Genomic DNA, 13899 nt, shown 5'->3' on the forward strand with positions numbered 1-13899 from the left:
GGCGCCAAGGTCAGCGCCCGCCGGGCGCCTGCTGCCGGCGCAGCACCGCGACCCTCCGGTACAGCTCGACCGCCTCCGCGCCCCGGCCGAGTTGCTCCAGGCAGTGGGCCTCGTCGTTGCGGCTGGCGAGGGTGTCGGGGTGCTCCGGGCCGAGGACGCGCTCACGGGCCGACGCCACTCGCCGGTACTCGGCCAGCGCGTCCGACCAGCGACCCAGCCAGCCCAGGCCGACGGCGACCTCGCGCCGGCTGACCAGGGTGTCCAGGTGCTCCGCGCCCAGGACACGCTCGCGGATCGCGCACACGTCGCGGGACTCGGCGAGGGCCTCCTCCCAGCGGCCGAGACGGCCGAGGTTGACGCCCAGACCGTGACGGGCGCGGAGGGTCTCGGGATGGGTGGGGCCGTGGACTCGCGTGCGGTCGTCGACGAGGTCCCGGTACAGGGAGAGCGCCTCCGCGCTGCGGCCCAGGCGGCCGAGGCTGATGCCGATCTCGTAGCGGGCGGCGAGGGTGTCGGCGTGGTCCGGGCCGAGGGCCTGGGCGCGGGCCTCGGCGACCTCGCGGTACGTCTGCAGCGCCTCCGGCCAGCGGCCCAGCTGGCCGAGCGCGTAGGCGACCTCGTAGCGGGTCACCAGGGTGTCGGGGTGGTCGGGCCCCAGGACGCGGGCGCGGGCCGCGGCCACCTCGCAGGCCATGCGGTACGAGTCCTCCAGGCGGCCGAGCCTGCTGAGGTTGAAGGCGAGGTTGTGGCGGCAGCGCAGGGTGTCGGGGTGGTCGGGGCCCATGGTGTGCTCCCGGGCGGCGAGCACCGCGTTGTAGACCTGGTGCGCGTCGAAGTGGCGGCCCAGCTGGCCCAGTACGTAGGCCATTTCCTGGCGTACGGCGAGCGAGTCGGGGTGGTCGGCGCCCAGCGCCCGGGTGCGGGCCGCGGCGACGTGTTTGTACTCGCGCAGCGCGTCGGCGGCACGGCCGGTGCGGCTCAGGGTGAAGGCGACCTCGTAGCGGCTGGCAAGGGTGTCGGGGTGGTCGGGGCCGAGGAGGTGCTCGCGTTCGGCGGCGACCGCGCGGTGCACCTCGCCGGCCTCGCTCCAGCGGCCCAGGCGGCCCAGGCTGAGCCCGGCGTTGTGGCGCCCGGCGAGGGCGGTGAGGGTCTCCGGGTCCGGGGCGGGCGGTGTGTCCGGCCGGGGCTGCGGGGGACGGCTCGTGGCGGAGCGTGGGATCCACTCGCCGGAGAGTCCGGCTCCGGCGTCCGGGGGCGTGCTGCGCAGCCCGGCCGCGGTCGCCTTGTGGCCGGTGGTCATGCCCCGGGTCCAGGACGGCAGGCGCGGCTCGCGGCCGGTCGGCGCGGGCGGGCGCAGCTCCGGCCGGGGCGTCACCACCGTCGGCACGTACGTCGGTGCGGTGCGGCCCGCGCTGATTCGGCGGCCCAGTTCGCGGGCGTCGTAGGGGCGTTGCTGCGGCTCCTTGGCCAGCAGGTCCAGGATGATCCGCTCGAGATACTCGGGCAGCTCGGCGCGGTGGCTGCGCGGCGGGCGGGGCGGGGTGTCGCGGTGGCCGACGAGGATCGCCCAGGCGTCGTCGAGGTCGAACGGCGGTACCCCGGTGGCGATCTCGTACAGCACGCAGCCGAGGGAGTACAGGTCGCTGCGCTGGTCGACCTCGGTGCCGCCGATCTGCTCCGGCGACATGTAGTGCGGGGTGCCCATCGCGATGCCGGTGCCGGTCAGGCGGGAGGTGAAGCCGATGTCGTGGCCCAGGCGCGCTATGCCGAAGTCGCAGATCTTCACCGTGCCGTCGGTGAGCCGCACGATGTTGGCGGGTTTCAGGTCGCGGTGCACGATGCCCTGCCGGTGCGTGTAGGCGAGCGCGACGGCGACCTGGTCGGCGATCTCGACGACGTCGGCGACGGGCAGCGGATGATGCTTGTTGTCCTCGAGGAGCTGGCTGAGGTTACGGCCCTCCAGGAGCTCCATGACCAGGAACAGGACGCCGTCGGACTCACCGAAGTCGTGGACGACGGTCACCCCGCGGTGCTGGAGGGCCGCGGCCACCCGGGCCTCACGCCGGAACCGCTCCCGCAGGACCCGGGTGAAGGACTGATCGTGCGGCGGACCGATCGGCTTGAGGCACTTCACGGCGACATGCCGGCCGAGGGACTCGTCGCGTGCCCGCCACACCTCGCCCATGCCACCGCGCCCGATCAGGTCGAGCAGCCGGTACCGGCCCTGGATCAGCCTGGTCTCCGCCATCTCGTACGGTCGCCCCCCGTTCGCCCCGTCCTTCCCCGGCTCGTCCAGTATGGCGACCTATCGCCCGACTTTGTACGGTGCCGGGCGAGCGCCGGGGCCGAGGCGGGCCATGGCGCGAAGGATGTGTTTGGGCGGGAGTTGCCAGCGCAGACGTGCGGGAACGCAGCGCAACAGGGTGCCGGTGGCACGCAACCGGCGGGTGACAGTGGCGGGTTGCGGAGCCGGTCTGCCGTACAACGCGTGGGCGCACGGCGGCAGGGAGGCGTACGCCAGATGTGCCACGCGCCTCCACAGCACCTCGCGCGCCGGAAGGAGGAGGGGGTGCGTCGGCGGGCGGAGGAGGAAGTCGTCCACCGTGCGTGCCTCGGTTCCGGCGGCGAGTGCGGGGCGCACCTTCTCGAAGCAGGCGGGCACATGATGATCACGGTGTTGCGGAAGTCGACGGTGCGGCCCTGAGCATCGGTGATGCGCCGGTCATCGAGGATCTGCAGCAGGGTGTTGAAGACATCGGTGTGCGCCTTCTCGATCTCGTCGAACAGCACGACCGAGTACGGCTTGCGGCGTACGGCCTCGGTGAGCTGGCCGCCTTCCTCGTAGCCGACGTATCCGGGCGGTGCGCCCATGAGCCGGCTGACGGTGTGCCGCTCCTGGTACTCACTCATGTCGAGGCGGACCATATTCTCCTCGGAGTCGAACAGAGTCCGGGCGAGGGTCTTGGCCAGCTCGGTCTTCCCGACGCCGGTGGGGCCGAGGAAGATGAACGAGCCGATGACGCGGGTCGCGGATGCCGGAGCGGGCGCGGATGATGGCGTCGGCGACGAGTTTGACGGCCTCGTCCTGGCCGATGACGCGCTCGCGCAGGATCTCGTCGAGGCGCAGCAGTTTCTCGCGTTCGCCCTCCTGGAGGCGGGCGACGGGGATGCCGGTCCAGGCGGCGACGATCTCGGCGATCTCCTCCTCGGTGACGACCTCGCGCAGCAGCCGGTTCTGCCCTTGTTTGGTGGCCAGTTGCTCCTCCTCGGCCGTCAGCCGGCGCTCCGTGGCGGACTACGCCCGCCGGTTGCGGCACGACCCGACCGCCCCGTTCGACCCGGAGCCGTTGATGACGGCCCGGGACGCGGCTGCCGTGACGCCGTCACAGGCCCGCACCCGTCCCCCCGTCCTGCACGGCCCCCGGGGACTCGCCGAGCGCATTCGGCCGGTCGTCGCCGCGCTCGCCGACCCGGACGTGGGCGCCCCGGCGGAGGGACCCGGGCGGGACCGCGCGCGGGAGTTGCTCGACGCGGCCGCCGACGTTCTGGATGCGGCCGCCCGTTCGATCCGCCGCGGCACGCCCGCCGAGGTGCGGCCCGGGAGCATGGACGTCCTGCGCGTCGACGAGAAGCACGAGGTGCTGGAGGGCCCCGCGCGGCAAGCCGCCGAGCAGCTCGTGGAACTGCTCGGCGAGGCGTTGGAGATCGCCGGGAGCGGCGGCGCGCGCGGGAGGACGCCCATGCCGCCCGGCCTCGCCGGCGCCCAGTTCCTGGTGCGCCCGACAATGCTCCGGCTGGTCCCGGTCGTCGTCCGGGCGGTCCGCCGTGAGCTCCGCCGGGACTCGCCCGTGTTCCGGCACGCCGTCCGCCTGGCGGCGGTGGCCACGCTCGGCTATCTGATCGCCGCCCGGCTCCCACTGGGCCACGGCTACTGGGCGCCCATCGCCTCGGTGATGGTGATGCGGCCGGACTTCCACCGGACGTACGCGCGTGCGGTGGCCCGTCTCGCCGGGACCCTGGCGGGGGTCGCGCTCGCCACCGGGATGGTGCGGGCCCTGGGCCCGGACACCCATGTGTCCGGCGCGCTGGCGGTGGTCTCGGCGGGCCTGTCGTACACGCTGCACCGTACCGGCTACGCCTACTCCCAGTGCTTCACCGCCGCGTACGTCGTCTTCCTGCTCGGCATGGGCGGCCAGGCATGGGAGCAGACAGTCCCGGAGCGGGTGGTGCTCACCCTGCTCGGCGGGGCCCTGGCAATGCTGGCGTACGTGGTGTTCCCCGCGTGGGAGACACCCCGGCTGCCGGGCCGGCTTGCGGACTGGCTCGCCGCCAACGGCCGCTACGCGGCTGCGGTGCTCCGCAACTACGCCGAACCGACCCGGGAGCATCACGCCGACATGCGCAGGGCACTGCTGGCGAGCAGGGAGGCACGTGCCGCCTGGCAGGAGGCATACGACCGGGCAAGGCAGGAACCGGTCCGCCCCAGGGGGCTGACGTCGCGCGAGGCGCAGGAGGCGCAGGAGGCGCTCAAGGGGTTCGGCCGCGCGGCGATGCTCATGGAGAGCCACGTCCCGCGGGCCGACAGCCGTGTCGTCCCCGAGGCGGAGCGGTTCGCCGAGGCCCTGGCGACGGACACCGCGAAGGCAGCAGTCGCCGTGCGCGAGCACAGAAATCCGGACTGGGGACGCGTGGAGGAGGCGCTCCACGCGTGGGAGGACGCCGCCGGCAATGGGAGCCCGGTCGTGCGGCGCGAGGCGGAACTGCAAAAACGGGCCTTGGAAGACCTCGCGACAGCCGTGAGCCGCACCCCCCTGGAACGGGACGTCGGCTCTGCTCGCGAGGAGCAGCGGGTGCGGGCCGCCGTGGCGGCGGAAGGTGACGGATCAGGACCCGCGCACCGGGGTGGGTGACGAAGTCGACCACGGGGAGCACCTCGCCTCCTGGAGTGACAAGCAGTCTCCCTGTCCGACCATGGAACGATCTTGGTGACAATTATCGTGCCTATGTGACAACTAAAATGCGTGGTCACAGCAGGCTAGCGCCGTACCCGCGGCATCCCCAGGCCGATCCAGGAGATGATCTCCCGCTGGATCTCGTTGTTGCCGCCGCCGAAGGTGAAGATCACCGCCGACCGGTAGCCGCGTTCCAGTTCGCCGTGCAGGACCGCGCCCGCAGAGCCCTCCTGGAGTGCGCCCGGGGCCCCGACGATCTCCAGGAGCCAGGCGTAGGCGTCCCGGCGGGCCTCGGAGCCGTAGACCTTGACGGCGGAGGCGTCCTGGGGGGTGAGGGTGCCGTTCTGGACGGCGGTCACCATCTGCCAGTTCAGGAGCTTCAGGGCGTCGAGCCGGGCGTGGGTCTGCGCGAGCCGGCGGCGGACCCAGGGCAGGTCGACGACGCGGCGGCCGTCGGCGAGCTTGGTCTCCATCGCCCAGCGCTGGACGTCGTGCAGGGCGCGGATGGCCATGGTGCCGTGCGCGGCGAGGGTCACGCGCTCGTGGTTGAGCTGGTTGGTGATCAGCCGCCAGCCCTGGTTCTCCGCGCCGACACGACGGGAGACGGGGACGCGGACGTTCTCGTAGTAACTGGCCGTGGTGTCGTGACCGGCGAGGGTGTGGATGAGGGTGCAGGAGTAGCCGGGGTCGGTGGTCGGCATCAGCAGCATGGTGATGCCCTTGTGGGGCGGGGCGTCGGGATCGGTGCGCACGGCGAGCCACACCCAGTCGGCCGTGTCGCCGTTGGTCGTCCAGATCTTCTGGCCGTTGACGACGTACTGGTCGCCTTCCCGCACCGCGCGCGTGCGCAGGGCGGCCAGGTCCGTGCCCGCGTCGGGCTCGCTGTAGCCGATCGCGAAGTCGATCTCGCCGGAGAGGATTCGGGGCAGGAAGCACGCCTTCTGCTCGTCGGTGCCAAACTGCATGATCGTCGGGCCGACCGTGTTGAGGGCCATCAGCGGCAGCGGTACACCCGCCTGGGCGGCCTCGTCGAAGAAGATGAACTGCTCCATCGCTGTCAGGCCACGCCCGCCGTACTCCTTCGGCCAGCCCACACCGAGCCACCCGTCCGCGCCGAGCCTGCGGATGGTGTCGCGGTAGAACCGCTTCTGGGCGGCGGGATCACCGTGCCGGGTGTGGGCGCTGTCGGGCACCAGCTCGGCGAAGTAGGCGCGCAGTTCCGTGCGCAGCCGCTGCTGTTCGGGCGTGTGATCGAGGTGCACGGCGCCTCCAGGCTCCCCTTGGCCGGTCCTGACGGCGCACACCGTAGAACGTGTTCCAGAAATTAGGAATGGGAGTGCGGGGCAATCGCGCCCGAGCCTGCGCGACGACGGCCGGAGCAGGAAGGCCATGAGACGCCACGAGAGGCCGTCGAACGGTCAGACCAGCGTGGCCATGAACTCCGTACAGGCCCGTGCGCAGGCGCGGCAGGCCTCCGCGCTCCCCTCGGCACCCGGCTGCCCATCGAACACCTGCGCGCACTCCAGGCAGACGGTCCGGCACCACTCCAACTGGAGGCGGATACCGGCCTCGTCCACGTCGTTCTGCTCGGCCAGCAGACGGCAGGTGGCGTCGCACACCTCCGCGCACATGATCCCCTTGCGCCGTACGAGTTCCTGCCCCTCGGTTCCGCCGGGATCCGCCAGGCTCGCCCGCAGCGCACACGCTCGAGCGCACTCCGTGCACGCCTGCGCGCACGCGAACCGGTCCTCCAGGAAGCGGAACAGTTCCTGTTGGGATCTCGTCGATGCCACACCCTGCGGGTAGCCGCGCCGGACGGCGCCAAACCCCGCGCTCCGGCGGCTGTTCCGGAACATGCGGTTCGCCCTCGACCGCAAGGGGTACTCGAAGGGCATGAATACCGCAACCATGCAGATAGCTGCGCAAAGCGGATGGCTGAGCCTCGGGCCGCTCCTGGCGGGAGTGGCGGTCGTGGCCATCCTGCTCGGCGGTTTCTGGTGGGGGGCCATCGTGCGGCGCCGTGAGTCGCCTCCGCCGCGCCCCGAGGAACAGCCGCACCTGCCGCCGGGTGGAGCGGTCCGTGAGGTCCGGGAGAACCGCGAACCCGACGAGATGCCCCAGAGCCCCACCCGGGTGCTGCCGCACGAACTGCACGCATTCGGCAATCTCGGAACCCGTCCGAGCCCGACCAAGCCACGGCCACGCTGGAGCAAGGGCACCAGCGGGTCGTTCGGGGGCGGCGGGCTGGGGGGCCACTGACAAGGCGCCGGAGCCGAAGCCGGAGCCGTCAAGTGAACCGCGGGCCCGCCCAGTAGGCCTGCGGTTCACCCCGTGCGGGCCCGCGGTTCACCCCGTCAGGGCCGCCCGGGCCACCGCGAGGGCCTGCTCGGCGTAACCGCGGCCGAACAGCACCGCGTGTACCAGCAACGGGAAGAGCTGATGCAGCCCGATGCGGTTCACCCAGCCGTCGGCGAGCGGTGCGACCTCCTGGTAGCCGTCCAGCACGCGGTCCAGATGTGGGCAGCCGAACAGTTGGAGCATGGCGAGGTCGGTCTCCCGGTGTCCTCCGTGGGCCGCCGGGTCGATCAGCCAGGTCTCCTCGTCGGCGCCCCACAAAACGTTGCCGTTCCACAGGTCGCCGTGCAGCCGGGCGGGCGGCTCCGCGGGGCCCGCCAGCTCGGGCAGCCGGGCACAGAGCCGCTCGACGACGGCCGCCTCGGGCCGGCGCACGGTGCCGTTGTCGACCGCGCCGCGCAGGTAGGGCAGCACCCGGTGCTCGGCGTACCAGTGCGGCCAGTCGGCTCCGGGGACGTTGCGCATGGGGGCGAGCCCGATGTACGCGTCCTCGGGGCCGCCGGGCGGCGCGGCGCCGAACGCGGGCGCCCCGGCGGCGTGCAGGGCCGCGAGGTCGCGGCCGAACCGGACGGCCGCCGGTGCGCTCGGCCGGCCGATGGGCACGCGGTCGGTCACCAGCCAGCGCTCGTCGTGACCGTGCACGGCCGGGACGCGGACCGGCCCGGCCTCAGCCAGCCAGCGCAGCCCGGCCGCCTCGGCACGCACCGCGCCGGGATCGTCGCCGCGCTTGACCATCACCACGTGTCCGTCGTCGAGGGTGACTTCGGCGAGTGCTCCGGACAGCCGACGCCGCTCTCCGGTCACCGGGCGCCCGGTGAGCCGTGCCGCCACGGAGCACGGGCCTTCGCGACGGCCGGCCGTCGACCGGGGGATCATGCGGGGAGGTGGGGGATGCGGATACGCACGGCGAACAGGGTACGTCCGCGCCCGCTCGGCGGACAGCCCACTGTGGGGCTCGGCCCTGCCGTATCCCTGTCGCAGGGCCGTGGCGCCGCCCTGTAGGCGCCCGGCGAGACCCCCTGCCCGGGCGCACGAGGCCACCGCCCCCTGCTCCTGCCTATGCGCCGTCCGCACACGCTCGTGTGCCCTGTCGAACCACGGGCCGCGGAAGGGAAGTCGCCGCCGCGGGTGGGTCGCCTCAGCCGTCCCACGCCGAGCAGGCGCGGCTCGGCGCTGCCGGCCCCAGCCTGTCCTGTGACCCCACTGCGGCCCCACAAGGTCGACCGACTCCTGCCCCACTGGTCGCCCCACCGCCGGTCGAGCCGCCTCCGGGCGACCGTGGCCTCCCGAGGTTCACAGGAGGAGTCAGGGGCCGACTCGGCCGAAGTCCAGCCGCCCGATGTGGGCCACGTTCGCTTGGTCCTCTGGTTCGCCCCCGGTCTCGGCCGCGAACCAGGCGTCGAGGATCTCCTTCAGCAGCGGTTCGGATGTCAGCCGCAGGCTCAGTGCCAGCACATTGGCGTCGTTCCAGCGGCGCGCGCCGTCCGCCGTGTATGCGTCCGCGCACAGGGCGGCCCGCACGCCCGGCACCTTGTTCGCGGCGATCGACGCGCCCGTTCCGGTCCAGCAGCACACCACGGCCTGGTCCGCCGTCCCGGCGGCGACCTCCCTGGCCGCCGCCTCCGAGCACACCGCCCACTGGGGGTTGTCTCCGGGGCTCAGCGCCCCGTGCGTCACCACGTCGTGGCCGCGCAGGCGCAACTCTGCGACGAGGGAGCGGGCCACGGGTTCGTCCATGTCCGAGGAAACGGAGATCCGCATGTCCCGGAGCCTACAACGCGTCGGCTCCCCGGCGGGTCCCCGGCGGGTCCCGAGCCGGGATGCCGCCCGCCCAGGGAGGCCGTGGATGCCATAGCCGCCACGGCAACGGAAACGGCCCGGCCGGGAGCGAGTTCACCGTCCCGCGTGAGCTGGCCGCACCGACCGGGCCGGCACCGCCCGTCGGCCCTCAGTGCCGGGCGGACTCGGGGGTGCGCCGTACGCCGACAACGGCGACGACACAGTCTTTGGTCGACGGCGCGGTTCCGATCGCCCTGTCAAGTGACGGACCGTACGGGCCTGTCGAGCCGTGGGCGGTGATCGACGCGGCGGTGCGTCGCCGCACCCGGTCCGGACGGGTCGTCGGCACAGCTGAACGGCTCACCGCACCTCGGGCACTCGACGCCTACCTGGGCTCTCCCGACGCTCCCGGCGGAGTACCCCGACGGGTCGCGCCGGGGCGCCGGCCGACCTGGTGCTGCTGCGCGCGCCCCGAGCGGAGGCCCTGGCCCAACCGTCCGCGGACCTCGTCACCGCGACCTTGACCGCCGGCGAAGTGGTGCCTTGTTGGGGCCACAGCGTGCTGTGGCCTTCCGCATACGCGGCAGTTCCCGAACAACGTCTCCCGGCAGGGGCATGGGCCACCCGAGCACACTCGGCAACATCCCGAGCGGAAGCACCGGCCTTGAACCACGCCGTGCATCACGCCGGAGCGGCCCCGGGGGCGGGCCGTAGCCCGTCCGGTCGTCACTGTCGGCCGCAACCCGCCGCACGCCCGCCGATGACCTGCGTCATTCACATCGCGGCAGCCGCCATGGCCGCCATCGCCAACTTCAGCATCTTCAAGGCCATCCACGGCTGTGTGGCCACGCCCAGGCCCTGAGACCCCTTGGGGCGACCGTGCGGCGGCGCCGTCCACGTCCGCGATCACTTGACGGGAACTGGAGCCAGGACCGAGCGATCCTTGAATCAGCAGGGAACCCGAAAGCGAGATGATCGACCATGGACCCACCGGAGCGTTGCCCTGGTGACTCTTTCTCCGCCGCTTGGGCTCTGGCAGTGGCCGCTCCGGACGGTGCGCTGACCTGCTGGAGCTCCGGGGCGGAGCAATTGCTCGGGCACTCCGCCGCCGAAGTCGTCGGGCGACCTGTGGCAGAGCTACTCGCATCGGACCTCCCCGCGGCTGCCGGTGAGCGGTTCGATCGGCAGGAGGGCTGGACGGGGCAGGTGTCACTCCGCCACCGGGACGGCAACACGGTGCAGTGCCGGTTGCGGGCGCGTCCGCTGCCCACGGGTGGCGGTCGGGCCTGTTGGTTGCTGGAGGGCGTCCCGGTGCGGGAGGAGGCGGAGCCCGACGTGGACCCGCTCATGCGCTGGTCGTTCGACCAGTCTCCGTTCTCCCTGGCGATCTACGACACCGAGGGCCGATTCCTACGGGTCAACGAGCCCATGACCAGGCAGCTCGCCGCTTCGGAGCGAGAGCTTCGGGGGCTACGGATCACGGAGCACATGCCCGAGCCGGCCTTCCGGGCTCCCGAGCGATCCGTCGATCGCGTGCTGGAGACCGGCGAGCCCGAGCAGATCGAGAACTACGTCAAAGTCCCGGGAGAGCCGCAAGCACACGCCTGGATCATCCACTTCAGCCCGCTCAAGGACTCCCACGGGCTGGTACAGGGCGTGCAGCTGGCCGCCCTGGACTTCTCCGACCAGTACGCGGCCCGCGAGCGCCTGGCGCTGCTCAACGAGGCCAGCAGGACCATCGGCAGCAGCCTGAACGTGAGCCGCACCGCTCAGGAACTGACCGACGTGGCCGTGCCCGCCCTCGCGGACTTCGCCTCCGTCGATCTCTTTGACGCCGTGCTGCGTGGCGACGAGCCCCCGCTGATCGCCGTCGACGGGCCTCTGCTGCTTCGGCGCGCAGCCTTCCGCTCCGGTGTGAAGCCTGCCGTCGCAGTCGGCGAGCCGGCCCGCTACCCGGAGTTCTCGCCGGTGGCCCGCTGCCTGGCCACCGGTCACGGCACCGTGCACCAGATCGGGGATCCCGAGATCACCCGCTGGCTGGCCCACGACCCCGACCGGGCCGCCTGGGTGAGCCGGCACCGCGCGCACTCGCTGATCGCGGTGCCGCTGCGCGCCCGCGGCACCAACCTCGGCGTCGTCCTCTTCACCCGTCTCGGCCCCTCCGCCCCGCCGTACGGACACGAGGACGTGAAGATCGCCGAGGAACTGGCGGGGCGTGCCGCGGTCTGCATCGACAACGCCCGCCGTTACACGCGCGAGCACACGACGGCACTGGCTCTGCAGCACAGCCTGCTGCCGCAGGGGATTCTCGAGCAGGCAGCCGTCGACGTAGCCGGCCGTTACCTGCCGGCGGACTCGAAGATCGGCGTAGGCGGTGACTGGTTCGACGTGATCCCGCTTTCCGGCGCCCGCGTCGCCCTCGTCGTCGGCGATGTGGTCGGGCACGGCATCGCCGCCTCGGCCGCCATGGGGCGCCTTCGCACCGCCGTAGGCACCCTCGCCGATGTCGATCTGACCCCGGACGAGCTTCTCGCCCACCTGGACGACCTTGTCGTCCGGCTCAGCTCCGGGCCCGACTCCGGAGCAGAGGCGAGCTTCGGAGAACTCGGAGCCACCTGCCTCTACGCCGTCTACGACCCCATCTCCCGCAAGTGCTCGCTCGCCAGTGCGGGCCACCTCTGGCCCGCACTGGTGCGCCCTGACGGCCGAGTGGACTTCGTCGAACTGCCCACCGGCCCGCCGCTCGGCGTGGGCGGCATGCCGTACGAGTGCGTCCACCGCAAGCTTCCCGAAGGCAGTCTCCTCGCGCTGTACACCGACGGCCTGATCGAGGCACGCCATCGTGATGTCGACGCCGGCCTGCATGCCCTGCGCGATGCCCTCGCCGGCGCCGTCGACTCGTCGTTGGAGACCACCTGCGACAAGGTGTTCAAAGCGATGCTCGACGAGCGGCCCACCGACGACGCCGCGCTGCTCATCGCCCGTACGCGTGCCCTGGACAGCAGGCACGTCGCCGTCTGGGACCTTTCCGGCGATCCGGCCGTCGTCGCAGGTGCCCGCTCTCAGGCGATCGCCCAACTCCACGCCTGGGAGCTGGACGAGCTGTCCTTCGTCACCGAACTCGTGGTCAGCGAACTGGTGACCAACGCCATCCGCTACGGCGGCGGGCCGATTCAGCTCCGGCTGATCAAGGAACGGACGCTGATCTGTGAGGTCTCCGACGGCAGCAGCACCTCCCCACACCTGCGCCGGGCCCGCATCTTCGACGAGGGCGGACGTGGCCTCATGCTGGTCGCCCAGCTCACCGAGCGCTGGGGGACGCGGTACACCGGCACCGGCAAGGTCATCTGGACGGAGCAGCCCCTTCCCGCACGGGTGCCCGGGACCGGTGGACGGCGGGCATGAATCACGCTTTCCTGTCCGGACACCTCGCCGCTTCGGGCAACGCCCGAGATCACCGCTGTACCGGCGCCTCGCCAGGGAGTGTGCTGCTTGTGCTGCGGGCCGGTGTCGCCTGGCGCGACGTACCCGCACAGACCGTGGGCCCCGCACGTGACCTTCGCGGCCGCAAGGTCGATACTGCCTCCACGAGACCTTGCGCCACTGTACGAACGAGCTGCTGCCGGCACCTGGCCCATCGTCACCGAAGTCGGCAGCACGTCAGCATCAGTACCGCCGGAGCCCGCGCGCAACCGCCACGCACCGCCAAGTTCATCAAGTGCCCGTGGTCGGCCTGACCAGCCATGACGCAGGTCAGGAGCCCACCTGCCAGTCTCACCAGGAGGTACCCGTGAAGATGCTCATCAACGTCCCGGAGACCGTGGTCGCGGACGCGCTGCGGGGCATGGCGGCCGCCCATCCGGAGCTGACCGTCGACGTGGAGAACCGCGTGATCGTACGGCGGGACGCCCCCGTGGCCGGGCAGGTGGGCCTCGTCTCCGGCGGGGGCTCGGGGCACGAACCGCTGCACGGCGGTTTCGTGGGGCCCGGCATGCTGTCCGCCGCCTGCCCCGGCGAGGTGTTCACGTCGCCCGTTCCCGACCAGATGGTGCGGGCTGCGGCGGCCGTGGACAGTGGGGCCGGGGTCCTGTTCATCGTGAAGAACTACACCGGGGACGTCCTCAACTTCGACATGGCGGCCGAGCTCGCCGAGGACGAGGGCATCCTGGTCGCGAAGGTGCTGGTCAACGATGACGTGGCGGTCACCGACAGCCTCTACACGGCCGGCCGGCGCGGCACCGGAGCCACGCTGTTCGTGGAGAAGATCGCCGGAGCGGCCGCCGCGGAGGGGCAGCCCCTGGAGCGGGTGCAGTCGCTCGCCGCGCAGGTCAACGAGGACTCCCGTAGCTTCGGCGTCGCGCTCAGCGCGTGCACCACGCCTGCCAAGGGCAGCCCCACCTTCGACCTGCCGTCGGGCGAGCTGGAGCTGGGCGTCGGCATCCACGGCGAGCCGGGCCGGGAGCGACGGGCGATGATGACCTCGAGCGAGATCGCCGACTTCGCCGTCCACGCCATCCTGGAGGACATGCCCGCCCGCAACCCCGTCCTCGTGCTGGTCAACGGCATGGGTGCGACGCCGCTGCTGGAACTGTACGGCTTCAACGCCGAGGTCCAGCGGGTGCTCGGGGAACGCGGTGTCGCTGTCGCCCGCACGCTCGTCGGCAACTATGTGACCTCGCTCGACATGGCGGGTGCCTCGGTGACGCTGTGCCAGGTCGACGAGGAACTCCTGCGGCTGTGGGACGCGCCCGTGAAGACGCCGGGCCTGCGCTGGGGCGCCTGATCCGGTCGAAGGCCGACGTACCTACCACGC

At 72.2% G+C, this 13899-nt stretch carries 9 protein-coding genes and 2 pseudogenes; 4 read left to right on the forward strand and 7 right to left on the reverse strand.

From position 1 onward, the window contains the following. Positions 1-10: 10 nt before the first annotated feature. The 3 genes and pseudogenes from ACFY16_RS19065 to ACFY16_RS19075 form a co-directional block, all read right to left on the reverse strand. On the reverse strand, positions 11-2248 hold the full coding sequence (locus ACFY16_RS19065; protein WP_390648284.1) for a tetratricopeptide repeat protein: 2238 nt from the start codon (positions 2246-2248) through the stop codon (positions 11-13). A gap of 57 nt (positions 2249-2305) precedes the next feature. Then, positions 2306-2656, reverse strand: a pseudogene (locus ACFY16_RS19070) (oxygenase MpaB family protein); the annotation flags it as partial. 5 nt (positions 2657-2661) lie between these two features. Beyond that, a pseudogene (locus ACFY16_RS19075) lies at positions 2662-3286 on the reverse strand (AAA family ATPase); the annotation flags it as partial. Between ACFY16_RS19075 and ACFY16_RS19080 the strand changes: the two are divergent. Beyond that, positions 3168-4910, forward strand: a complete 1743-nt coding sequence (locus ACFY16_RS19080; RefSeq protein WP_390648285.1) for an FUSC family protein — start codon at positions 3168-3170, stop codon at positions 4908-4910. The pseudogene ACFY16_RS19075 and the gene ACFY16_RS19080 overlap by 119 nt on opposite strands. A gap of 125 nt (positions 4911-5035) precedes the next feature. Here ACFY16_RS19080 and ACFY16_RS19085 read toward each other — a convergent pair whose 3' ends face one another. Beyond that, complete coding sequence (locus tag ACFY16_RS19085) at positions 5036-6214, reverse strand: acyl-CoA dehydrogenase family protein (RefSeq protein WP_390648286.1); 1179 nt, start codon at positions 6212-6214, stop codon at positions 5036-5038. Positions 6215-6370: 156 nt separating this feature from the next. Beyond that, positions 6371-6745 (reverse strand): four-helix bundle copper-binding protein, encoded by a 375-nt coding sequence (locus ACFY16_RS19090; RefSeq protein WP_390648287.1) that lies wholly within the window; start codon positions 6743-6745, stop codon positions 6371-6373. A 100-nt stretch (positions 6746-6845) separates the two neighbouring features. Between ACFY16_RS19090 and ACFY16_RS19095 the strand changes: the two genes are divergently transcribed. Beyond that, positions 6846-7211 (forward strand): DUF6479 family protein, encoded by a 366-nt coding sequence (locus tag ACFY16_RS19095; RefSeq protein ID WP_390648288.1) that lies wholly within the window; start codon positions 6846-6848, stop codon positions 7209-7211. An 87-nt stretch (positions 7212-7298) separates the two neighbouring features. On the opposite strand, the gene ACFY16_RS19100 is transcribed toward ACFY16_RS19095, so the two are convergent. Further along, the gene (locus ACFY16_RS19100; protein ID WP_390648289.1) at positions 7299-8183 is read right to left on the reverse strand and encodes a fructosamine kinase family protein; all 885 of its coding nucleotides are present in this window, start codon (positions 8181-8183) and stop codon (positions 7299-7301) included. A gap of 429 nt (positions 8184-8612) precedes the next feature. After that, positions 8613-9068: an RpiB/LacA/LacB family sugar-phosphate isomerase gene (locus tag ACFY16_RS19105; protein ID WP_390648290.1), complete on the reverse strand. Its 456-nt coding sequence runs from the start codon at positions 9066-9068 to the stop codon at positions 8613-8615. A gap of 999 nt (positions 9069-10067) precedes the next feature. Here ACFY16_RS19105 and ACFY16_RS19110 point away from each other — a divergent pair. Further along, positions 10068-12491 (forward strand): SpoIIE family protein phosphatase, encoded by a 2424-nt coding sequence (locus ACFY16_RS19110; protein ID WP_390648291.1) that lies wholly within the window; start codon positions 10068-10070, stop codon positions 12489-12491. A gap of 385 nt (positions 12492-12876) precedes the next feature. After that, complete coding sequence (gene dhaK, locus ACFY16_RS19115) at positions 12877-13869, forward strand: dihydroxyacetone kinase subunit DhaK (protein WP_390648292.1); 993 nt, start codon at positions 12877-12879, stop codon at positions 13867-13869. The last annotated feature ends 30 nt before the right edge of the window (positions 13870-13899 follow it).

This window comes from Streptomyces sp. NPDC001315 (genome assembly GCF_042896175.1).
Lineage (GTDB): Bacteria > Actinomycetota > Actinomycetes > Streptomycetales > Streptomycetaceae > Streptomyces.